25 protein-coding genes and 1 tRNA gene are annotated in these 21,884 nt (G+C 62.0%); 12 read left to right on the forward strand and 14 right to left on the reverse strand.

All coding sequences use genetic code 11. The annotated features are described in order from the left end of the window. A complete protein-coding gene (locus tag NKI31_RS01575) occupies positions 1–837 on the forward strand; it encodes a GNAT family N-acetyltransferase (RefSeq protein WP_023700527.1) in 837 nt (278 codons plus the stop codon). 98 nt (positions 838–935) lie between these two features. Here NKI31_RS01575 and NKI31_RS01580 read toward each other — a convergent pair whose 3' ends face one another. After that, positions 936–3,161 (reverse strand): GumC family protein, encoded by a 2,226-nt coding sequence (locus NKI31_RS01580; protein ID WP_352650154.1) that lies wholly within the window; start codon positions 3,159–3,161, stop codon positions 936–938. A 264-nt stretch (positions 3,162–3,425) separates the two neighbouring features. Between NKI31_RS01580 and NKI31_RS01585 the strand changes: the two genes are divergently transcribed. The 5 genes from NKI31_RS01585 (at position 3,426) to NKI31_RS01605 (ending at position 8,896) form a co-directional block, all read left to right on the forward strand. Next, positions 3,426–3,989: a polysaccharide biosynthesis/export family protein gene (locus NKI31_RS01585; RefSeq protein ID WP_023669390.1), complete on the forward strand. Its 564-nt coding sequence runs from the start codon at positions 3,426–3,428 to the stop codon at positions 3,987–3,989. A 7-nt stretch (positions 3,990–3,996) separates the two neighbouring features. Further along, positions 3,997–5,127: a glycosyltransferase gene (locus NKI31_RS01590; RefSeq protein WP_352650156.1), complete on the forward strand. Its 1,131-nt coding sequence runs from the start codon at positions 3,997–3,999 to the stop codon at positions 5,125–5,127. 85 nt (positions 5,128–5,212) lie between these two features. Next, the gene (locus NKI31_RS01595) at positions 5,213–6,748 is read left to right on the forward strand and encodes an undecaprenyl-phosphate glucose phosphotransferase (RefSeq protein ID WP_023689486.1); all 1,536 of its coding nucleotides are present in this window, start codon (positions 5,213–5,215) and stop codon (positions 6,746–6,748) included. Further along, positions 6,745–7,989 (forward strand): O-antigen ligase family protein, encoded by a 1,245-nt coding sequence (locus tag NKI31_RS01600; protein ID WP_352650158.1) that lies wholly within the window; start codon positions 6,745–6,747, stop codon positions 7,987–7,989. The genes NKI31_RS01595 and NKI31_RS01600 overlap by 4 nt, the downstream gene beginning before the upstream one ends. Before the next feature lie 217 nt (positions 7,990–8,206). Then, positions 8,207–8,896: an FkbM family methyltransferase gene (locus NKI31_RS01605; RefSeq protein WP_245260854.1), complete on the forward strand. Its 690-nt coding sequence runs from the start codon at positions 8,207–8,209 to the stop codon at positions 8,894–8,896. A gap of 108 nt (positions 8,897–9,004) precedes the next feature. On the opposite strand, the gene NKI31_RS01610 is transcribed toward NKI31_RS01605, so the two are convergent. Continuing rightward, complete coding sequence (locus NKI31_RS01610; protein WP_352650160.1) at positions 9,005–10,012, reverse strand: glycosyltransferase family 8 protein; 1,008 nt, start codon at positions 10,010–10,012, stop codon at positions 9,005–9,007. A gap of 23 nt (positions 10,013–10,035) precedes the next feature. Beyond that, on the reverse strand, positions 10,036–11,004 hold the full coding sequence (locus NKI31_RS01615; RefSeq protein WP_352521823.1) for a glycosyltransferase family 8 protein: 969 nt from the start codon (positions 11,002–11,004) through the stop codon (positions 10,036–10,038). A 143-nt stretch (positions 11,005–11,147) separates the two neighbouring features. On the opposite strand from NKI31_RS01615, the gene NKI31_RS01620 reads away from it, so the two are divergent. Then, a tRNA-Pro gene (locus tag NKI31_RS01620) sits at positions 11,148–11,224 on the forward strand. A gap of 51 nt (positions 11,225–11,275) precedes the next feature. Here the strand turns inward: NKI31_RS01620 and NKI31_RS01625 are convergent. After that, positions 11,276–11,737 (reverse strand): YbaK/EbsC family protein, encoded by a 462-nt coding sequence (locus NKI31_RS01625; protein ID WP_352650364.1) that lies wholly within the window; start codon positions 11,735–11,737, stop codon positions 11,276–11,278. A 246-nt stretch (positions 11,738–11,983) separates the two neighbouring features. Between NKI31_RS01625 and NKI31_RS01630 the strand changes: the two genes are divergently transcribed. Continuing rightward, positions 11,984–12,436, forward strand: coding sequence for a cupin domain-containing protein (locus NKI31_RS01630; protein ID WP_023727528.1), 453 nt, complete (start codon positions 11,984–11,986; stop codon positions 12,434–12,436). Positions 12,437–12,513: 77 nt separating this feature from the next. Here NKI31_RS01630 and NKI31_RS01635 read toward each other — a convergent pair whose 3' ends face one another. Continuing rightward, positions 12,514–12,807: a helix-turn-helix domain-containing protein gene (locus NKI31_RS01635; RefSeq protein WP_352650163.1), complete on the reverse strand. Its 294-nt coding sequence runs from the start codon at positions 12,805–12,807 to the stop codon at positions 12,514–12,516. A gap of 296 nt (positions 12,808–13,103) precedes the next feature. Between NKI31_RS01635 and NKI31_RS01640 the strand changes: the two genes are divergently transcribed. Together NKI31_RS01640 and NKI31_RS01645 are read left to right on the forward strand one after the other, a co-directional pair. Then, complete coding sequence (locus NKI31_RS01640) at positions 13,104–13,718, forward strand: hypothetical protein (RefSeq protein WP_023669379.1); 615 nt, start codon at positions 13,104–13,106, stop codon at positions 13,716–13,718. A 161-nt stretch (positions 13,719–13,879) separates the two neighbouring features. Continuing rightward, a complete protein-coding gene (locus NKI31_RS01645) occupies positions 13,880–14,074 on the forward strand; it encodes a hypothetical protein (protein ID WP_032996888.1) in 195 nt (64 codons plus the stop codon). Positions 14,075–14,307: 233 nt separating this feature from the next. Here the strand turns inward: NKI31_RS01645 and NKI31_RS01650 are convergent, their stop codons facing one another. Further along, positions 14,308–14,511 (reverse strand): hypothetical protein, encoded by a 204-nt coding sequence (locus NKI31_RS01650; protein WP_023697438.1) that lies wholly within the window; start codon positions 14,509–14,511, stop codon positions 14,308–14,310. A 412-nt stretch (positions 14,512–14,923) separates the two neighbouring features. Between NKI31_RS01650 and NKI31_RS01655 the strand changes: the two genes are divergently transcribed. After that, on the forward strand, positions 14,924–15,193 hold the full coding sequence (locus tag NKI31_RS01655; protein WP_023700538.1) for a hypothetical protein: 270 nt from the start codon (positions 14,924–14,926) through the stop codon (positions 15,191–15,193). A gap of 73 nt (positions 15,194–15,266) precedes the next feature. Here NKI31_RS01655 and NKI31_RS01660 read toward each other — a convergent pair whose 3' ends face one another. The 7 genes from NKI31_RS01660 to NKI31_RS01690 all read right to left on the reverse strand — a co-directional run bounded on the left by NKI31_RS01660 (position 15,267) and on the right by NKI31_RS01690 (position 20,064). Beyond that, positions 15,267–15,569 (reverse strand): hypothetical protein, encoded by a 303-nt coding sequence (locus NKI31_RS01660; RefSeq protein ID WP_023669375.1) that lies wholly within the window; start codon positions 15,567–15,569, stop codon positions 15,267–15,269. 84 nt (positions 15,570–15,653) lie between these two features. Next, positions 15,654–16,196, reverse strand: a complete 543-nt coding sequence (locus tag NKI31_RS01665; RefSeq protein WP_023669374.1) for a MerR family transcriptional regulator — start codon at positions 16,194–16,196, stop codon at positions 15,654–15,656. A gap of 134 nt (positions 16,197–16,330) precedes the next feature. After that, entirely contained in the window at positions 16,331–16,654 is a 324-nt protein-coding gene (locus NKI31_RS01670) for an integration host factor subunit alpha (protein ID WP_006201891.1), read from the reverse strand. 104 nt (positions 16,655–16,758) lie between these two features. Beyond that, a complete protein-coding gene (locus NKI31_RS01675; protein WP_023689495.1) occupies positions 16,759–17,730 on the reverse strand; it encodes a beta-ketoacyl-ACP synthase III in 972 nt (323 codons plus the stop codon). A gap of 9 nt (positions 17,731–17,739) precedes the next feature. Beyond that, positions 17,740–18,810 carry a phosphate acyltransferase PlsX gene (plsX, locus tag NKI31_RS01680; RefSeq protein ID WP_023700539.1) on the reverse strand — a complete coding sequence of 357 codons (1,071 nt, stop codon included), beginning with the start codon at positions 18,808–18,810 and terminating at the stop codon, positions 17,740–17,742. Between the two features lie 147 nt (positions 18,811–18,957). After that, on the reverse strand, positions 18,958–19,506 hold the full coding sequence (locus NKI31_RS01685; RefSeq protein ID WP_352650166.1) for a YceD family protein: 549 nt from the start codon (positions 19,504–19,506) through the stop codon (positions 18,958–18,960). A gap of 15 nt (positions 19,507–19,521) precedes the next feature. Beyond that, entirely contained in the window at positions 19,522–20,064 is a 543-nt protein-coding gene (locus NKI31_RS01690; RefSeq protein ID WP_023669369.1) for a ubiquinol-cytochrome C chaperone family protein, read from the reverse strand. Positions 20,065–20,179: 115 nt separating this feature from the next. Here NKI31_RS01690 and NKI31_RS01695 point away from each other — a divergent pair, with 115 nt between their 5' ends. Further along, positions 20,180–20,692, forward strand: coding sequence for an outer membrane protein assembly factor BamE (locus NKI31_RS01695; RefSeq protein ID WP_502896511.1), 513 nt, complete (start codon positions 20,180–20,182; stop codon positions 20,690–20,692). Between the two features lie 100 nt (positions 20,693–20,792). Here the strand turns inward: NKI31_RS01695 and NKI31_RS01700 are convergent, their stop codons facing one another. Then, positions 20,793–21,722: a helix-turn-helix domain-containing protein gene (locus tag NKI31_RS01700; RefSeq protein WP_196813872.1), complete on the reverse strand. Its 930-nt coding sequence runs from the start codon at positions 21,720–21,722 to the stop codon at positions 20,793–20,795. Positions 21,723–21,884 lie beyond the last annotated feature (162 nt).

Here is a 21,884-nt window from a genome sequence, read left to right on the forward strand (position 1 = left end):
ATGAAGCCTACCGTCCGCGCATTGTCTCCGCCGGAACTGACCGTTCTCATCGACTGGGCGGCGGCTGAAGGCTGGAACCCTGGCCTTGATGATGCCGCCGCGTTCCGGCCAACCGATCCTGAAGGGTTCATCGGCGCTTTTGTCGACAACGAGATGACCGCCGCCATCTCGGCTGTCGCCTATGGCGGCAACTTCGGTTTCATCGGTCTCTACATCTGCCGACCAGACATGCGCGGCAAAGGCCATGGCAAAGCAGTCTGGAATGCGGGCATGGCCAGGCTGGCCGGCCGAACGGTCGGCCTCGACGGGGTCGCCGCGCAGCTGGCGAATTATCGCCGCACGGGATTCAGCTCGGCGTACGAAACCATCCGCTTCAGCGGCCGTATCGCGACCCCGCCCGTCCGAAGCGAAGGGGTGCGCATGATAACCACGCAACTCGTGCCCGACATCATCGCCTATGACGCCCGCTGTTTCCCCGCGCCTCGACGAGCCTTCCTGCACCGCTGGGCGCAGCCGCCGCATTGCGGGTTCGCCGCGATCAGTTCACTCGGCACCATAGGCTACGCCGTGGCTCGTCCCTGCCGTTCGGGTTACAAGATCGGCCCGCTGTTTGCCGACGACACCGAGACGGCGATGCAGCTCATGGGCAGTCTGGCTGCCGCATGCGAAGGTGGCGACCTGCATATCGACGTTCCTGCCGAAAATTTCGATTTCACCACGGCGCTTTCAGCAATTGGTTTCAGGCCGACCTTCACCACCACGCGCATGTACAAGGGCCCGCCTCCGAAGGTCGACTCGCGCCGAATATTTGGCGTGACGACCCTGGAGTTGGGGTAGATCCCGGCGCCGACTGACAGGCTTGGTTTTTCGGGAGCCGGCGGGCGATGGACGAGCCGATCCGTAGTAGCGCCGCCTAAGTCGAATTGTCTGATGTCTCAGGCGGCGCTACGTCGTCCCGGCACGGGGTTACCCGGCGTCTCGTGGCCGATCGGCGTCACCAGAGTGAGGTCGGGATAGCCGCTTTCGATCAGCTCGACGGCGGCCTGCGCCACCTCATCGTCCGCCTGCAGCATGGACATGAAGACCTCAGTGCTGTCGCCGACCAGTCGGCTGATGCCTTGCGCATCGGCCGGTCCGCATTCGACAATGACCAGATCATAGGCGGTGGTCAGCGACTGCATGATGATCGGCAGCCGGTCGGCGGCGCGCATGGCGCGAACCGGATCGGCGGTGCCGACGGGAACGACATGGCAGTCGGAATAGAGGTCAGCGTGAATGACGTCGCTGAACTGCGCTTCCGAAGCCAGCAGATTGGTGATGCCGGGGAAAAGTCCGCTGTCCAGCATCGGCCGCGAGGCGGCACCTGACGCCGTGAGATCGAGCAGCAGCACACGCAGGCCAGCGTCGGAGACTTCGCGCGCTACCAGCACTGCCGATGCAGCCGCCTCATCGCCTTCGGGCGACACGAAGATGGCGCGCGCAGCACCGCTGGCGATCAGCTTTTCCGCCGCCTTCTCGACATCGATCTCGCCAAGGCTGGAGCGTACCCGCTCGGGTTCGGATTGCGGTTCTGGATCGGCAGCCGCTGCTCCTTCCAGCACTGAAGGAGCCGGCTCCTGCTCCGGCTCGGGCGCCAGTTCAGACTCCATGGCCGTCCGCTGATCGACCACCTCCTCGGCCACGACTGCGGCCGGTTCCGGGTCGACGACCGGCGCCGACATTGCCGGCATCGCAACCTGTTCGATGCGGTCCAAGCGGGCGCCGGGCGCCGGGCGCATGGCGCGGCCGGAAAACAGCTCCTGCAGAAGCGTGATGACCGACATCAGCAGCAGCGAGCCGACGAAGGCAGCGCCGACGATCGGGACGAGTTTGGGGAAATAGGGCTCCGATGGCACGCGCGCCTCGGAAAACACGCTGGCATCGACCGGCAGATAGTTTTTGCGCGAGGACACTTCGCGAAAGCTCGCCATGTAGGATTCGAGCTGCTGGCGCCGGACGTTCGCCTCACGCTGCAGCGCATCCAGCTGGACCTGCTCCTCGCCGGCGCGCGACGACGCCGCTTTCAGCTTGTTGACGTCCGATATCAGCTGGTTTTCGCGCGCCTGGGCGGTCTGCGCCTGCGTCAGCAACGCGCGCATGATTTTTTGCGCTTCGTTGCGGATCTGGCCGTCGAGATCGGCAAGCTGCGACCTCATCGCCCGCAGGCGGGGATGGTTGTCGAGCAAGGTGGTGGAAAGATCGGCGATGTTGGTTCTGAGCTCGATCTGACGCTCACGCAGCCGCTGGATCAGATCGGAAGACAGCACTTCGGGTACAGCGTCCAGCGAGCCGCCATTCTGCAAAGCCTGGCGCACCCTTTCGGCCGTCGCCTCGGCCGAAGCGCGGCTGGCGCGCACACGCGACAGTTCGGTCGATAGCTCGGACAATTGCTGTGTCGCCAGCACCGAATTGTTGCCGCCCATCAACAGGTCCGACTGGGCGGAACGGAAGGCCGCGACCTTGGCCTCTGCATCCCTGACCTGCTTCTGCAGCTCGTCGATCTCCGGCCCGAGGAAGGCTGTCGCGGCCGCGTTCGACGTGGTCTTGGCATCCGCCTGATAGGCCATGTAGGCCTTGGCGATGGCATTCGGAATATCGGCGGCAAGCTGGCGGTCTTCCGAGGAAAATTCGACGGCGATGGCACGCGTCTTCTCCACTCCATAGACGTTTAGCTTGTCGCGCATTTTAGTCAGCACGCGCTCTTCGAGCGGAATCTCTGCCGGATCACTTTTCAGTCCGGCAATGACAAGAAGTCGGGCTACCGGCGACATGCCGAGCGCATCGTTGAACTCGGGCTTGTCGCCCAGGTTCAGATTGCCAGCCACCTTATTGAGAATGTCGGACGAGGAAATGACCTGAACCTCGGTTGCTACACCTTCCGCATCGAGCACAGGTTTATCGTCTTCATTGGTGCCGGCAGGCCGCGTATAGGCCGATTCGCTCAACTGGATTTTCAGCTGCGTCGTGGCCTTATAATGCGGCGTGGCAAGCCACGCGAACGCGAAGGCGAGACCAGTGACGAGAAGCGTGATCACAAGAATGCGCAGCCAGTTCCGCGCCAGGCTGGCGAAGAGCTGTCTCAGGTCGACATCGACATCTGCGGCCGCGGACTGGTCGGACATGCATTCCTGCTCCGGACATGAGGCTAGATGGTAGCGTAAACAACTATGGTAACTCAGCCGTTAAGATCGCGGTAAGCAGCTGTTAGGGTTTGCTGACATCCGGTAAACAAAGCCAGCAAAACTATACGGCTTTTTGTCGATTGCCGCCAAATCGGCCGCGTCCCTTTACCGGCCATTAACCCTAACAGGATGATAACGAACCCAGATCCTTAAGGTTTGCCGCCGTGTCCTGGCGGCCATAGCGACGAAGGTGTGTGTCCGATCATGAAAAGCGCTGCTGGTCTGTTTCGCGCTCTGCTGGCCGTGTCGATGCTCGCCGGTTGCTCCAGCTACCGGCCGACGCCGGCGGCCTTCCACGAGGTACTCGACCAGCCGTATCGGCTCGGCGCCGGCGACCGTGTCCGCGTCACGGTGTTCGAACAGGACGGTCTGACCAACACCTACAGTGTCGATCAGTCCGGCTACATGTCCTTCCCGCTGGTCGGCGCGGTGCCGGCGCGCGGCCACACGGCCCAGCAGCTGGAAAAAGCGCTCGCCGACAAACTGCGCCAAGGCTATCTGCGCGACCCCGACGTGTCGGTCGAGATCGATCGCTACCGGCCGATCTTCGTCATGGGCGAAGTGGGCGCCGCCGGCCAGTATTCCTACGTGCCGGGCCTCACCGTGCAGAAGGCCATCGCGATTGCTGGCGGTTTCTCGCCGCGCGCCAACCAGGAAAGCGTCGACATCACCCGCGACATCAACGGCAAGGTGATGACAGGCCGGGTGGTTACCTCCGATCCGCTGCTGCCGGGCGACACGGTCTACGTTCGCGAACGCCTGTTCTGACATCAACGTGGCGGACCAGCTCAGGATCGTCCACTGCTTTCGCTCACCCGTCGGCGGGATCTTCCGGCATGTGCGCGACCTGACCGAGGCCCAGCTCGCCGCCGGACATGCTGTCGGCATCGTCTGCGATTCGACCACCGGCGGCCAATACGAGGAACGCCTGTTCGACCAGATGAAGGACAGCCTGGCGCTCGGTATCCATCGCACGCCGATGCAGCGCCATGTCGGACCGGGCGACCTCGCCTCCGCTTGGCGTACCTATCGAATCATCAAGGAATTGCGGCCGGACGTGTTGCACGGGCACGGCGCCAAAGGTGGCGCCTATGCCCGTCTGTTCGGCTCATTGTTGCGGGTATCAAGGTCTCGCGTAGCCCGCCTTTATTCGCCGCATGGCGGCTCCCTCCATTACGACGAAACGACGACCACCGGAAAGCTGTTCTTCGCGCTCGAGCGCTTCATGGCGCGCTTCACCGACTGCCTGCTGTTCGTCTCCGACTATGAGCGGCGCACCTATCGCAGGAAGGTCGGCGAACCGCCTATCCCGAACACGCTGGTCTATAACGGCCTGCGCGCCGCCGAGTTCGAACCGGTGGTCGCACAGCCCGACGCAGCCGACCTGCTCTACATCGGCATGATGCGCGACCTCAAAGGACCTGACATTTTCATCGACGCGCTGGTGCTGGCCGGGTCCCAGCTTGAGCGCCGCTTGACCGCGGTCATGGTCGGCGATGGCGACGACCTGCCGCGCTACCATGCGCAGGTGAAACGGCTGGGCCTCGAAAAACAGGTCCGCTTCTTGCCGCCTATGCCAGCCAGGGAGGCCTTTGCACTGGCCGACCTCGTGGTTGTGCCGTCGCGCGCGGAAGCCATGCCCTATATCGTGCTGGAGACGCTGGCGGCCGGCAGGCCGATGATCGCCACGGCCGTCGGCGGCATTCCCGAAATCTTCGGGGAGGGATCCCCTGCCCTGATCCGTCCCGATCCGCGCCAACTCGGCGACAAGATGGGTGAGGCGCTGCGCGATCTCGACGCCTACCGGCGCGCCATGCCCGATACGGCCAGCCTCAGGGCGCGATTCGGCGCCGATGTGATGGCCGCCGAAATCGAAAAGGCCTATTTCGCCGCGCTCAACAGATAGACGACCCTCCAAAACCACAAGTTGTCTCAAGGTTTTTTTAGCTCTCTTTCTGCTATCGTCATCGCGGAAGCTTGTGGGAAACCCGATGAACGAGACCGACCCCACGCGCCGCTTTTCGGCCGATGCGGTGCGCAAATTCGACAGTCCTGCCGAGAGCCCCACGCCCGGCGGCATGAACAGTGTTGCCCGCCAGGTCGCCTCGCAATACCGGCGCGATACGATGTCGCCGGTCATGGTCAGCGGCGTATTGCGCATCGTCGAATTCGGCTTGCTGTTCCTGTCGGGGCTCGCGCTCTACTTCCACTTTGTCGGCTTCTTCAACTATCTCGCCTGGCAATATCCGCTGACCATTGCCGCGGCGTCATTCGTGGCCGTGGTGCTGCTCGACGTCAGCGATTGCTACCAGATCTCCGCCTTGATGCGACCGATCTCCAATCTCGGCCGCGTGCTGATGGTCTGGGCCGGCACCTTCGCGCTGATGGCGCTGACGGCCTTCATCATGAAAATGTCGGAGGATTATTCGCGTCTGCTGTTCGGCACCTGGTTTGTCGTCGGCCTGCTTCTGCTGTTCGGCCTCAGGCTGGTGATGTCGAAGCTGATCCGGCGCTGGGCGCGCAACGGCCGCATGGAACGCCGCGCCGTCATCGTCGGCGGCGGCAAGGCGGCCGAGATGCTGATCCGCTCGGTCGAGAAGCAGCCAGACAACGACATCCGCATCTGCGGCATCTTCGATGACCGCGGCGACAAGCGCTCGCCGCCGATCGTGGCCGGCTATCCCAAGCTCGGCACCATTTCGGAGCTGATGGAATTCGCTCGCATCGCGCGCATCGACATGCTGATCGTGTCGCTGCCGCTGACTGCCGAAACGCGCGTGCTGCAGCTGCTGAAGAAGCTCTGGGTGCTGCCGGTCGACATCCGGCTCTCGGCGCATTCGAACGCTTTGCAGTTTCGCCCGCGCGCCTATTCCTACATCGGCTCGGTGCCGATGCTCGATATCTTCGACAGGCCGATCAACGACTGGGATTCGGTCGCCAAGCGCGCCTTCGACATCGTCTTCTCGCTGATCGGCATCATCCTGTTCTCACCGGTGATGCTGGCGACTGCCATCGCCATCAAGCTCGACAGCAAGGGGCCGGTGCTATTCAAGCAGAAGCGGCACGGCTTCAACAACGAGATCGTCGAAGTCTACAAATTCCGCTCCATGTACACCGACCGCTCGGACCCGACCGCCAAGCAGACGGTGACCAAGAACGATCCGCGCGTCACCCGCGTCGGCCGCTTCATCCGCAAGAGCTCGATCGACGAGCTGCCGCAGTTCTTCAACTCGCTGTTCGGCACGCTGTCACTGGTTGGCCCGCGCCCGCATGCGATTGCCGCGCAGTCGCACAACCTTCTCTACAATGAGGTGGTCGACGGCTATTTCGCCCGCCACAAGGTCAAGCCCGGCGTTACCGGCTGGGCGCAGATCAATGGCTGGCGCGGCGAGATGGACACCAATGAGAAGATCCGCATGCGCACGGAATATGACCTCTATTACATCGAGAACTGGTCGATGCTGTTCGATCTGCGCATCCTGCTCATGACGCCGCTGCGGCTGCTCAATACGGAAAACGCCTATTGAGCGCGATTTCCCATGATTTGCCGCAGGCTGCGGTCAATGCCAAGCTGATCGCGCTGATATCGTCGGGGGCGGTGTTTTTTGGCGTCTTCCTGTCGGGCTTCGTCATCGACGAACCGGCGCCCTACGATCTTTTCATGCTCGGGCTGATCGGGGTGTGGGTGCTGTTTGGCCTGCGCATATCGCGCGCGGCCGTGCCGCTGCTCGTGCTGCTGATCACGATGAACATCGGCGGCATGATTGCCATGACGCAGATGGCCGTTCTCGCCAACACACCGCTCTATCTCGCCGTCTCGCTGTTTCTCGCGTTCACCGCGGTGTTCTTCTCGTCGGTGACGGCGGTGCAGCCCGGCCTCTACCGGCTGATCTTCATCGCCTATGTCGTCTCCGCGGTGGTGACCTCGCTGCTCGGCATTGCCGGCTATTTCCACGCTTTCCCGGGCGCTGAAATCTTCACCAGATACGACCGCGCCCAGGGCGCCTTCCAGGATCCGAACGTGTTCGGACCATTCCTGGTGCTGCCCGGCATCTATCTGCTCTATCTCCTGTTGACCGGCTCGATCGCGCGCATGCCGCTTCTGGCGGTGCCGCTGCTGATCATCACCGCTGGCATTTTCTTCTCCTTCTCGCGCGGCGCCTGGGGCATGTTCGCCGTCTCGGCCATCCTGCTCACCGGCGCCCTGTTCCTGCAAAGCAACAGCGGCAAGTTCCGGCTGCGCGTCATCATCATGAGCATTGCCGCCGTCACCCTGCTGGTGGTCGCCATGATCGTCATCCTGCAGCTGCCCGGCGTCGGCGAGATGTTTTCCAGCCGCGCCCAGCTCGAACAGAGCTACGACACGGCGCGCCTTGGCCGCTTTGCCCGCTACACGATCGGCTTCGAGATGGCGCTCGAACATCCGCTCGGCATCGGCCCGCTGGTGTTCGGCACCATTTTCGGCGAAGACACGCACGACATCTGGCTGAAGACGCTGATGGATTATGGCTGGCTCGGCTTCGTCTCGTTCCTGTCGCTGACGCTGTGGACGATCGCGGCCGGCTTCCGCATCCTTTTGCGCGACCGGCCGTGGCAGCCCTATCTGCTCTGCGCCTACGTCGCTTTCATTGGCAATATCGGGCTCGGCACCTTCATCGACATCGACCACTGGCGCCATGTCTACCTGCTGCTCGGCCTGATCTGGGGCGCGATCGCGCTGGAATACAGGCATCAGAGCGGGTTGCGGGCGGTGGCGCAACCGAGGTAGCCGAGTAATCCTAAAGGACAGGAACAGCCGCGCACGCCAATACCGGGGTTGTGCAGGCCCTCGCAGGCTTTGATCTGCTTGCTCCAACCCTGGTCGAATTGAGCACGGTTGCCGGCGGCGCATTTATGTTGTGATGGTGGGAAAACGTCGCTAAACGCGACTGACAAAATTCCAATTGAGTTGGCGTGCTTGCCGGGCTGGATAATATTCCGGGTTGGTGGGCGCCACTAATCTGACGGGCGTGGTTATGCTGAGGGAAAGCTATTTCGAATTCATGCTGCGCTGGTACGCGTATCGCCGATGGCACAGGCCCCCGCGGCGTGTGCGGCAGGCCGAATACGACTTCCATCAGCTTATGAAAAAGCTTCCCGCCGATAGTCTGTTCATCGATCTCGGCGCCAATATTGGCGACGTCACGGGACATGTACTAGCCTATGGGATGCGGGTGATTGCTTTCGAGCCTGACCCTGTTGCTCGCCAGATTTTGACGAAAAGGTTTGGCAACAACGACCGGGTGACGATCATTCCGAAGGCTGTTGGTGGATCAGCGCGAGCGGCCACATTCCATCAGAGGCCGGACGTCAGCGATCTCCGCAGGACCGAATCGTCGTCCCTGATCCAGACACACGAACACACGAACGGGAAAAGCTTTGAAGTTGAGGTGGTTGACCTGGTGCAGTTCCTGCAAGGTCTCCATGAGCCGATCGCCATCGTCAAGATGGACATAGAAGGGGCCGAAGCGGAATGCATCGAAGCCATGCTGGACGCCAGCATTCACCGTTCGATTGGACAAATCCTGGTCGAGACACATGAACGGTTCTCGCCAGACCTGGCCGACCGGATCGGCAAGCTGCGGGGCCGGATCGCGCAGGAAGGCATCCGCAACATCAATCTGGATTGGAGCTAAGTATCGGCTCGGCCTTGAGCGTGCTAGCCGGAGGGCATCAACCAGCGAGGCAATAGACTTATCGAGGAAGATTGGCGGGAGGAACCGCGTCCGGCGGAGCGTCAAGTTCTATCTGGCTATGCCAGCTACCCGTTCGGGGTATTGCACGGCCAACATCGAAGTGTCCGCATGGCTGGCAAAGATGGCGCTGACCTTTTCGGCGTCGAACCGCGCCCGTCGCTTGCGCTTCTCGTCGTTCAGCAAAATCCCGCTGATGGCGTCGAACTTGCGGCCGAGGTTTTTCAATATGCCTCTCTTGATCGGCCAGTTGCTGTTGAAACGGCCGGCCCAGGGCGTGCCTTTCGCCAGATCACGATAGATCGCCATGGCGCCGACCTCGACACCGATCGGCGGACGGTCCCAGGGCTTGCCCCAGGCGAAGTGGCGGGCGTGGCAGCGGCTGAAAGAAATCTGGCTGGTGTAGTTGGTCATCACGTTCCAGAACGGGTGCATCGTCTGCCACCTGCCCTCGAAAGCCACGTTCAATGCACCTTGATCCATCCCGTAAACCTGCTCGGAGGCCAACTGCCGGGTACGCTCCAGAAGCCCCTCCTGCCTGACCAGTGGCATGTTGAACACCAGCACGCCGGCATTGAACTTCGGCGCGCCTGGCTGCATCGGTAAATGCTGTCGATACTTTACGTCGAAATAGGTCTGCTCATCGTGTGCGGCCAGCAGCGGAGCGTTGAGCGGGACGTTGCAGAGGTCTTCTATCGATCTGTTGAAAAGCACATCGGCGTCGGAATAGGCGATGCGGTCATATGGTTCGAACTCCGGCAATTGATCGGCAAACAGCCTGATGTAGGTCGCAAGGGTTGGGTGCGTTCCGCGGTTGAAGTTTGTCGCTTCCATGAATTTCGTGACATCCAGGATGCGGATCTTCCCACCGAGCAGACGCTCTCCGATAGCTCGGTCTTCGTTGGAGATGACACCGGTGTGCAAAATAAAGCCGTCGAGGTGGTCCGACACATCCAGCACGCGGCGCGCCGCCAGGCAGGCATACGGGAAATACCTCTGGTCGGTGGCGAAAAAGAAACAAGATTTTTGCGGCATGCTACAACCTGTTGCCTGACCCATTCGCGAGAGCTCCGTTGCGGGTCTCAGGCGAAACCACCGAGTACTTCCGGAAACTGCACAGCCATCGCCCCGGCGTCAGCATGCTCGGCATATATCTTATGCACCTTGCTGCCGTCGTACCGTGCGCGCCGCCGATACCGGTCCTTGTTCGGCAACATCCCCATGATACCGTCGAACCTGCGGGCGAACCGCCTCATGACGCCCCGCTCGAAGGGAATACGCTGCCGGAAGGGCTCAAGCCACGGCGTATCCCTTGCCAGATCGCGCCAGACGGCAAGCGCCTCAGGCTCCACATCGACCTGGCTCCCCCATGGCTTGCCGCCGGCGAAATGCCGCGCATAGGCTTGGGCGAACCGAAACTCCTTCGTATCGTTGGACATCAAATTCCAGTTCGGGTGCATCGTCTGCCACTTGCCCTCGAAGACGATGTTCAGCGCGTTCTGATCGTTCATTTGCCCGGCAACGGCAACATCTCTGGCGCGGTGCAAAAGTCCCTGTTGACGCACCGGCGGCATGTTGAAGACGATGATGCCGGCGTTGAAATAAGGCGCCCCCGGCTGCATCGACAGTTTGTTCCGATAGCCCGGGCGGAAATACATGTAATCGTCGTGAGCGGCCAACAACGGAGCATGAAGTGTCTGGCCCACGAGATCCGCGATATCTCGATTGAACAGAACATCGCAATCGACATGGGCGATGCGGTCATAGTCCGCGAACTGAGGCAGTTGGTCGGCGAAAAGCCGAACAAAAGTGCCGACATTGCTTGGCCGGAAAGTATGGCCAGCCTCCGCAAACAGCCCCGAAACGTCCATTATGCGAAGACGGTTCTTCAGCAGGCGTTCAGCAACACGCATATCGGCATCACGTGCGCCGACATGCAGGATGAAGCCTGGCGTTGCGTCTCCCGAAACCTCCAGAATTCTGCGCGCCGCCAAGCATGCATACGGAAAATAATTGGCGTCGGCCGCCAGAAAAAAACAGGAATTTGCCACGCGCAATCCTTCGTATCGATACTGCGCGAGCCATATCGCCTTGGCGTTGCGGCGACAAGGCCGAATGCTGGCGACTTTCAGGCCCGGCGCGCCGTTTTAGCGCTTGCACCATACCCCTTGAAAATATATGGCTTTGCGCGGTCCGGAGTGTAGCGCAGCCCGGTAGCGCACTTGACTGGGGGTCAAGGGGTCGTCGGTTCGAATCCGGCCACTCCGACCATTTTTAGACAGGACTTGCCCCCAAAGGTCCTGCTTCTCAAATCACCAACATTCATCCTTGGCAGACGTCGACCCATTCGGCGCCGACGATGTCGGCCATGCGCTGCGGGCTGAGCCTTACAGCGGCGTTGGTGGCGCCGGCCGCGGGCACGACTTCATCGAAGGCGCGCAGCGAGACGTCGCAATAGACCGGCAGCGGCGCCGGCAGGCCGAATGGGCAGACGCCGCCGACGGGATGGCTGGTAATCGCGACAACCTCGTCGGCGTCAAGCATGCGCGGCTTGCCGCGGAAACGGTCCTTGAATTTGCGGTTGTCGAGCCTCGACATGCCGCCGGCAACGATCAGCATGGTCTCACCGCCGACGCGCAGGCAGATGGTCTTGGCGATCTGCGCCGGCTCCACGCCATGCGCCTCAGCCGCCAACGCCACCGTCGCGGAACTCGCTTCGGTGACGAGCACTTCGACATCGGGCGCATGGGCAGCCAGGAAGGCGCGCACGGATTCAAGGCTCATCTCGGCATAGTCCCATTCGAAAATGCGGTTAGTGGTCACACTGGATAGCTTCACGCTCGATCGCCGGCAACTCCCCGCCCCCTCGACGGCCGCAGCGATGCCAAGCCAGCCGGGTCGCGCCGCATGTCAGCAACGCAAGGCGCATCCCCCGTGCGGGAGATGTGTTCGGGCTACTGCCTTGGTAGGTCGCAATGGACCAGGGCCGGCGCTGATGCTGTGCTCCCACGACCAACCGGAGAGATCATCATGCTCAAGCTCGCCTCGGCTCTGGCGCTGCTGCTTATCGGGACGGCGCCGCTGCTTGCCGACGACATGCCGATAAACGCGGACGCCATCAAATGGGGCCCTGCTCCTGCTGTCCTGCCCGCCGGCGCGGACATGACTGTCATCGCCGGGGACCCCTCGAAGGATGGCATCTACGTGCTGCGGTTGAAGCTGCCGGCCGGCTACAGGATTGCCGCGCACAACCATCCCACCTCGGAATATGTGACGGTGATTTCCGGCAATTTTCATATCGGCATGGGCGACAAGCTCGACGAGACCAAGGGCATCGAACTGACCGCCGGCGGCTTCGGCGTAGCCCCACAGGGAATGAACCATTACGCCTGGACGACAAGCGCTACGATCGTCCAGGTTCATGGCGAGGGGCCGTTCGCGATCACCTACGTCAACCCGGCGGACGATCCGAGCAAGAAGTGACATTCGCCGTTGGGCGAATGCAACAAGCCCGCCAGGGCAAACCATGGCGGGCTTGTTGAACGACGCTTGGCCGTTGTTTATGAAACGGACCGGTTTTCCACAGGCGCCGTGGGCGCCGGGGCATCGATCAGGGCCGTTTCCGGCAATTGCAATGCTGCGGCGATCCGGCGAAGTTTCGTCGGATCGGTGTCCTTGCCGCTCTCTATGTCGGCAATCTCGCTGGTCGACAGACCGCAGGTCAGGGAAAGCTCTTCAATACTGTATCCCTTTGTCTCCCGGATGGCTTTGAGGCCGGGGTGCTCGAGCGCAACGTCGGCCGCAACGTCGGCCGCCAGCCTGGAGAAGGGTTCGTGTTTTGCAGTTTCGGGCATTGGCAACTCCATGGGGCTAAAGAGTTTTGGATCAAATGATAGGGTGTTGCCTGAGAGCCGGGACAATGCCCGCTTGACGGCGATTTGCCAAGGCCCAAACCGACCGTCACAGCATCGTGAACCGGCGTCAAAACCGCAGGCGCCAGGGCACATATAGGATCTCCGCCCCGATCTCCCAATCAAGTTCTTTTGAAGGGCCGCACGCCGAAGTGTTCAGCGGTTTTGCGCCGCTCGCGCGTTAGCCTGATGTTGCTGGCAGCCGCATCGGGCCAGATTTTCCCAAGAGGATCAGATCCATGACATTCAAGACATCGGCCATCGTGCTCGCCACGATTTCAGGCCTCGCTGGCGCGAGCATGGTCGCGGCGCAAGCCGCCGAGGCCGTGCGCATTCGCGGCACGGTGACCGCCTTTGCCGGAGCGACGCTGACGGTGAAGACCCGCGAAGGCGCTACCGACGCCATCGCGCTGGCTGAAGGGTGGAAGATTTCCGGCGTCGCCAAGGCGGATGCCGGGGATATCAAGCAAGGCGATTTCCTCGGCATTGCCTCTGTTTCGAAGGCCGATGGCGGCAGCGGCGCGCTTGAGGTGGTGATCTTCCCGGCCGCGCTGAAGGGCGCCGGCGAAGGCGACCGCCCGTGGGATCTCGAGCCCAACAGCCGGATGACCAACGGCACGGTCGCCGATGTCACCGAGATTGCAGGTCGCACGGTGACGCTGACCTACGACAATGGCCAGAAAAAGCAGATCGCGATCCCGCAGACGACGCCGGTGGTGACCTTCGCGCCGGCGACGCCCGCCGACCTCAAGCCTGGCGCTGTGGTGTTCGTCAACGCCGAGCGCGGCAGCGACGGCAAGCTGACCGCGGGCCGGGTCGTTGTCGGCACCAACGGCGTCATTCCGCCGATGTAGGTTGCCGACGAAGCCGCCAGACACAATCCAGAAACAAAATTCTACAGTCCGGAAAAACTGTCGAAAAGTTCGGAGGCGATAGTCATGACTGCGGGGTTCACCGGCACCGATCTTGCTCGGTGACGGCCAAATTCAGCCCGCGCAGAAAAGGAAACGAAGTCATGAAGAAGTCCCTCCTGTCGGCTCTAGGGCTGGCTTTTGCCCTGGCTGTCTCTCTGCCCCTCATCGGCGCCAGCAGCGCCGACGCAGCACCGCTGCACAAGAAGCATCACCACCATCATCATCATCACAACAAGCATCACCGCCATCACCATCACCACCGCCACCACCACAAGGTGGAGGCCAAGAAGGCCTGACACGGCCGACTTGCCCAACGGGAAGGCTGGCCCTGGAGTCCTCGTCAAGGCCGCCTTCCCGTTGGTTTTTGCCAGGCGACACGTGGAAAAGCTGAAGGCAGGATTCGATGGCGCCCATGCGCCAGAATGCGAGCAACCACAGCGCACCCAACGAACGTATCAGGCGCAAGGCCGACAACACAGCGGTAGCCAGCTGCAGGACACCCCGGGTCTCTCAATGCCGTCGGAACCCGCTAGGACGGCGCCGCGAACGCGAGCACTATTGCGATCAAAATCAAAAGCGGCCCCATCCATTTGAAATGCTTCGCGACCTGCAGCCACCATGGCTGCTGACCTTGCTGGGCCTGAAAAGGACTTTGGAGCAGCCCAAAACCAACGCCTGTCATCCACAACCCAGCGCAGAACATGATGAACTCGTCGATGTAATTTGCGACCACGCCCGTCTCCTCCGCCGGTACCTTTGGACTGGCGTTATAGTCGCAGCCGGGAGTGGCAGAAAGCGCGGTGCCAAGTGGCGGCAATGACTGCTGCCGCCACCTGACAAGAGCCGGGGGCGGACTCGGTCTTGGCTGGCCATTTGGGCACGCCACCGTGTGACCTTCGCATGGGATGCCGCGCTGCTACGTCAGCGCCCTTCACGCGAAATGCATGATCGATGCCCGCCCCGCCAGGCGCCGTCCGTTGGCGAAGGCTAAAAATCGACGTCGCAAAAAAAGGCGAAGAAAATTCGAACCACGCATGAACCTTTGCTTTGGAGGCCGCACTAACCGGCATGGACGCCGAGAAGGCGATCCCAACACAGAAGGACGCCATGGTGGCGATCCTCGATCCAGAGAAGGAAATGCTCAAATGACCAACTTCAAGCGCATCACGCTCGCCGCGGCCCTCATGGTCTCGGCCTTCGGTTCGGCTTCCGTTCCGACCTCGGCTTTCGCCAACGGCACGCATCCCACGGGCGACGGCGGCGCGGTTTGCAAGGGCTCCGGTCATTGCCTGGTGCTCTCGATCGAGTGCAAAGGCACCTATACCGACGCCACGGACAAGAATGGCACTGTCTATGGCAAGTGCAGCCAGACCGCGCAGGTTTCGCCGCAGGCCAAGATCAAGCTCGCCAAGTAATCGGCCGCAGATCAGGGAAATGGCGGTCGTCCGCGGGACGGCCGCCATTTTCTTTTTGTTTTCGTGAATTGTTTTAGCGCCGGCTGAGCAACAGGCTGGCGAGAAGGCCGACCACGACCAACCCAACAGCAGCGGCTGTTGCCGGACGATCGCGCGCCGTCTTTTCGATCGCCCTGCCCTGCTTCCTGATCGCCGGCAACGCATCGCTGACAAGGTCGGCAAGCTGCCCATAATAGTCCGAAGCGGCATCGCGCCCGTCCTCGTAGTAAGCACCGCCGCGTTTGGCCACGACTTTGCGCAACGCGGCGAGCTCTTTGGAAAGGGTCGCGACCTGCTTTTCGAGATCGAGATCGGAGAGGGTCGAAAGCGATACCATGATTGTTTTCCTTCTTTTTGAGAGAAGGCCAAACGCATGGCCGCAGAACCGGTTCCGGTCTGCTTGCCCGAGACAGCGGAAAGGTTAGCGCACCTGGTCGAGCAGGCGCTTGCACTCCAGGAGGTCAAACAGCGCCTCCTGCAGCAAGGCCCGGTTGTCGCGCGACAGTTTCGATGCGCCGGGCTGGACCGGACCTTCCTCCTCGGTCTTGCCCAGGCCGAAAAAGCGGCGGCTGGGTTTTACCTTGGGCTGACCGACCAGCATCTCGTCATCCATGCCGCGCGGCTGGGCGGCTGGCGTCAGCGGCACCTGATCGGCCTGCCTGCGCTGCGAGATCGCTTCGACGGCAGCCATGTCGCCATTGCCGATGGCGACCAGGAAATGGTTGCCGTTCTCGCGCAGCAGTTTCTGCACGCCCTTGATCGTGTAACCCTGGTCGTAGAGCATGTGGCGGATGCCCTTGATCAGTTCGACATCCTGCGGCCGGTAGTAGCGGCGGCCGCCGCCGCGCTTCATCGGCTTGATCTGGTTGAAACGGGTTTCCCAGAAGCGCAGCACGTGCTGCGGCAGATCGAGATCCTCCGCGACCTCGCTGATGGTGCGGAAAGCGTCGGGGCTCTTGTCCATGGGCGAAATCCTCACGCTGGACGGCGATCCGGCCCAGTCTGCCGAATCGGGTATCATTTCAGCGGTTTATGAAACAATATTCAAGCCCGGCGTCAAAACGACCCGGCGTTTTCAACCGAAGCCTGCGGCAGAACCTATTTGCCGCCCTTGGCCTTGCTGTTCTGGTGCGAGCGCAGGATACGGCTTTTCAGCACGTTCGACGACTTGAAGGTCATCACCCGGCGCGGCAGGATCGGCACTTCCTCGCCGGTCTTGGGATTGCGGCCGATGCGTTCGTTCTTGGAACGGACGTGGAAGGTGGCGAAGGACGACAGCTTCACCGTCTCGCCGCGTACGATGGCTTCACAGATTTCGTCCAGCACCGCTTCGACGAGTTCTGCCGATTCAGTGCGTGACAAGCCGACCTTACGGTAAACAGCTTCGGCAAGGTCGGCGCGCGTAAGTGTCTTTCCCCCCATGCGACCGTCCCATCAGTTCAAAAACCATAAATCGATACAGGTAAAGGCAGAGCCTAAGTAATTGATCCGGCAAGGTCAAGGACCGAAACCGGACCGTTCGGCACTTACCAGCGAACGAGAACCGCGCCCCAGGTGAAGCCGCCGCCCATCGCTTCCAGGAGCACGAGATCACCCTTCTTGATGCGACCGTCGGCGACAGCCACCGAAAGCGCCAGCGGCACGGAAGCAGCCGAGGTGTTACCGTGCAAATCGACGGTGACCACCACCTTTTGCTCAGCAATCCCGAGCTTCTTGGCCGAAGCGTCAATAATGCGTTTATTGGCCTGATGCGGCACGAACCAGTCGAGGTCGTCGGCGGTTATGCCGGCCTGCGAAAACGTCGCCTCGATAACGTCGGTGATCATGCCGACGGCGTGCTTGAACACCTCGCGGCCTTCCATCCTGAGATGGCCGACCGTGCCGGTGGTCGAGGGACCGCCATCGACGAAAAGCTTGTCCTTGTGGGCGCCGTCGGAGCGCAGGCTCATCGCCAGCACGCCACGGTCGGCAATGCCGCCGGTGCCCTCATCCGCTTCCAGCACCAGCGCGCCGGCGCCGTCGCCGAACAACACGCAGGTCGAGCGGTCGCTCCAGTCGAGGATGCGCGAAAAGGTCTCCGCGCCGATCACCAGCACGCGCTTGGCGAGGCCGCCTCTGATGTAGAGGTCGGCGGTGGTCACCGCATAGACGAAGCCCGAGCACACCGCCTGCAGGTCGAAGGCAAAGCCGTGATGCATGCCGAGCCGGTTCTGGATCTCGACGGCGGTCGCCGGAAAGGTGTTGTTGGGCGTCGAGGTCGCCAGCACGATCAGGTCGATGTCGGCAGGCGTAAGACCAGCATTGTCGAGTGCTGCGCGCGCCGCCGCCTCGCCCAGGGATGCCGTCGTCTCGTCATCGGCGGCGATATGGCGCTGGCGGATGCCGGTGCGCTGGGCGATCCACTCGTCCGAGGTCTCGACCATGCCTTCGAAATCGGCATTCTTCATGATGCGGCGGGGCAGCGCAGCACCGGTGCCGCGCACGACTGATCTGATCAAAGCTCTTTCCTATTCCTTTTCGTCGACGGTGGCGTCGGATTTTCTGCTTGCCTGGGCATGCGGGTTGCGCGCATGGAACAGGTCGAGATCGGCCTCGATGCGGTCGATCAGATTGTTGCGCACCATATCGTAGCCAAGCTCGATCGCTGCCGCGAAACCGTCCGAATCGGCGCCGCCATGGCTCTTTACCACGATGCCGTTCAGACCCAGGAAAACGCCGCCATTGGAGCGGCCCGGATCGAGCTTTTCGCGCAGGCGGTCAAAAGCGCCCTTGGCGAAGACATAGCCGATCCTGGCCATCAGCGTGCGGTTCATCGCGGCGCGCAGATAGCCTGAGATCTGGCGCACAGTGCCTTCTGCCGTCTTGAGCGCGATGTTGCCGGCAAATCCTTCGGTGACGACCACGTCGACCGTGCCCTTGCCGATGTCGTCACCCTCGACGAAGCCATGATAATTCATCGAGGCCATGTTGGCCTCGCGCAGCATGCGCCCGGCTTCCTTGACCTCTTCCTGTCCCTTGATCTCCTCGACGCCGACATTGAGCAGGCCGACTTTCGGCCGGTCGATGCCGAACACCGAGCGCGCCATGCCGGTGCCGAGAATGGCAAAGTCGATCAGCTGGTGCGCATCGGCGCCGATGGTGGCGCCGACATCCAGCACCACGCTCTCGCCGCGCATCGTGGGCCAGATCGCCGCGATCGCCGGACGGTCGATGGTCGCCATCGTGCGCAGGCAGAATTTCGACATCGCCATCAGCGCGCCGGTATTGCCGGCCGAAATGCAGGCCTGCGCGCTGCCACTCTTGACTGCTTCGACAGCCTTCCACATCGACGACTTCCAGCGGCCGTGGCGCAGCGCCTGGCTCGGCTTGTCGTCCATCCTGACCGCGACTTCGCAATGGTGGAACTCGCTGACCTCGGCCAGTTTGGGGAATTTGGCGAGTTCGGGGCGCACCAATTCCTCGCGCCCATATATGACGAAGCGGATGTCGGGACGCCTGACGGCGACCGTCATGAGTGCCGGGATGACCACGTTTGGCCCGTGATCGCCACCCATGGCATCGATGGAAATCCTGATCACGCGGTCTTTATCTCACTAGCTTGGGCCAGGGCACATGGCCCGCGAAAGAAATACTAAACTCGCGAAATTCGGGGGCTCGCGAAGGTTCGGCGAAAATAGCGGTTTTGGGCTGCCGCACAACCGGCTTTTCTCCGATCGCTTCGTGTTTTAGGATTTTCCAAGCAAGGATCGCAGCTTTTGCTGGAATTCATTCTCGACGGGCTCGTTCGGGCCGGCGGCATCGAGCGAGGCGCCTGCCTTGCGCGGATAAGGATCGATCGCCAGCCCGAAGAACTGTTCGGCGAGCGCGCCGACGTCGATCGTGTCGCCGGAGAATGTTTCCGGGCCGTCTGGCCCGTCGGCGTCGAGCAGGATCTCGCCGCCGCCTTCGAACCCTTGCCGTCCGAGCTTGGATTGCTCCGGCAGGAACAGCGCCTCGACCTCTTCGTCGATATGGGCCGCGACCGGCTCAAGGGTGACGATGCAGGCCTGGGTGATATCAGCCTCGACGCGGCCGCTGACCTTGACGCCATTGCGCTTCCACGGCGCCACCAAAAGCTCAGCACGGTAGTTTTCGACAGAAAGCAGCTCGTGCTCGCGCGCAAGCATTGCGCGCTGCGCGGCGTCGGCGTCGATCACCACCTGCAAACCTTTGTGGGGCAGGCGGCCGACATTGGCCGCGAATGAGACCGGGCTAGGCGTGTCCACATGTTTCATCTTGGTCTCCCCTCCTCACTCCGCTTTCGCGACGGGAAACGCCACGGCACCGGAAACGATCGATTCGGACGGCTGTGCTTCAAGCTGCCTTGCGGCATCGATTACATAGGACGCCAGCGGCAAGGCTTGCGGCCAGGCGCCGGCATCGGGTCTGACATTGCGCGCCAGGGCGGCAGCAAGCGCGTCGCGATCGCTGCGTTCCAGCGCGTCGTCATAGGCGGCGGTACGGCCGTAGAACATTTTGGCCAGCCTCTTCATGCGCTTGGGCACGCCGACATCGCCAACGCCCAGTTCCCGCAGCGAATGCTCCACATCGAGAAAGAACTCGTCGATCAGCACCTGCGCGACCTCATGCGCGACGCCCTCTTCGCCGCGGAGCCGGTGCTGAAACAGGAACATGTGCAGCGACAGCATCTCGAAACGGCCGAGCGGCGTATCCGGCACATTCCAGTGGGAATAAAACACGGTCTGCCGCGCCGCCGCCACGATTTGTGCGTAAAGCGCCTCGGTGATAGCGCGGTTGGCGTTGCGTTCGCGGCCAAAAAGGCGCTGGAACATTGAGGGTGGTCTCCTGGGGACCGATTGTTTGAATGGGCCTTGTTGCATCGGCAAGCAAGCTGGTTTACCGGTTTTGCCGCCCAGCGCAAGTTGCGGTCAGCTAATGGAGTTGTTGTTGCGCGCGCTGAAATTCAATTCGACTTTTCTGCCCGGGGCCACCGCCGCGGTTTCGCTGGTGCTGGTGGCTTCCGCGCTGTCGGGCTGCAATTCGTCCAAGATGTTCGGCGACCTTAACCCTAGCGAGACGCTGACGCAGGGCTATGTTATCGACCAGCAGGCGGTCGATTCAGTGCCGGTGGGCTCCAGCCGCGAACAGGTGCTTCTGGCGCTCGGCACGCCGTCGACGAAAGCCACCTTCGACAATGAGGCGTTCTATTACATTTCGCAGACGCGCAAGCGCTATGTCGCTTTCGACAAGCCGCGCCTGGTCGACCAGAAAGTGCTCGCGGTCTATTTTGGCGAGGACGGGCGCGTCACCCAGATTGCCAATTACGGTCTGAAGGACGGCAAGATTTTCGACTTCATCTCGCGCACCACGCCGACCGGCGGCAAGGACCAGAACTTCCTCAGCCAGATCATCAAAGGCGCCAGCAAGCTGGCGCCCCCCATTCCTGGCGGCGGCGCCTAAGAAGCGACCGCCTTCCTTAGATTTTTGCTTCCCCCGAAGCGACACCATCTCAGGCGACCAAAAGCCCGCGGGAGCGATCCTGCGGGCTTTTGTTTTGAGGTCATGCGGCCGCAACACCCGTCGCGCTTTGCCGCGCGTGGCCTGTTCGGCCGCCGGGCTCCAGCGAGGCGCGGTGCACAGCCGCACTCTGCCGCGCTTCCGAAGGCGTCATGCCGAAATGCCGGCGGAAGGCGTGGTTGAAGGTCGAGAGATCGCCGAAGCCGGCGTCGAAGGCGATGGCGCCGATGGTGCGGTGTGCCAGGCGCAGGTCGGATAGCTTGCTGCAAACCAGCGCCAGCCGCCGGCCAAGCACGAACTGCGACAGCGAGGTACCCTCACCCTCGAACAGCTTTCTGATATAGCGCGCGCTGACGCGGTGGCGCCCGGCCAGGGCGTCCGACCCGACATCGCCGGAAGCCAGATTGCTTTCGATATCGGCTTTGATGGCGCGCAGCCGCGCGGCGCGTATGCCGCGGCCTGCGGCGACCTCGGTGGCGTCCTGCGTTGCCCCGACCACGACCGCGACAAGGTCCTGTATGTGCTTGGCGGCAAGCCAGCGCAATTCGGACGCGGCCAGGTTCGGCTCCTGCATCAGCAGACGGACATAGCTGGTCAGCAGCAAGAACTTTTCGCCCACGCATGACATCGGCGTCATCAGGGCGGCGTCCGCATTCGCAGCCATGGGCCCGAGCGCTGCCTTGGGGATGGTGATGAAGAGATGATGCGACATCGCCCGCTCGATCACATGCGGATCAGAGGAGGACAGAAGGATTGCCTGGCCGGCCTCGATGCTGGCCTCGCGGCCGAGATGCGAGAAGGTGGCAGCGCCCTCCAGACACATGAAGAAAATGTAATCATCGGTCCCCTTGGCCATGGCGCGGGAACGGATGGTGCGGAAGGCGGTGGTCCTCGAATCGGCAATGCCGACGCCCGGCAGCCGCAGGATGGTCGCGTCGACGGAGAGCTTTTCCTCCGTGACGTTAAAATCCATGTCGGTCACCATCCGGCGCAAGGTCGCAATAGACGTTTCTCCATTCGGCTCGGGGCCACATGGCGGTCGAAAAGCGCGCATGCGCAAACTCGGGGGGTCGAATAGTCATGGGGTACTCCCAAGCGATTGTCTTCATTTCACTGTCGTTCGTAGTCGAGGCTC

This window comes from Mesorhizobium sp. M0659 (assembly GCF_040320605.1).
Classification (GTDB): domain Bacteria; phylum Pseudomonadota; class Alphaproteobacteria; order Rhizobiales; family Rhizobiaceae; genus Mesorhizobium.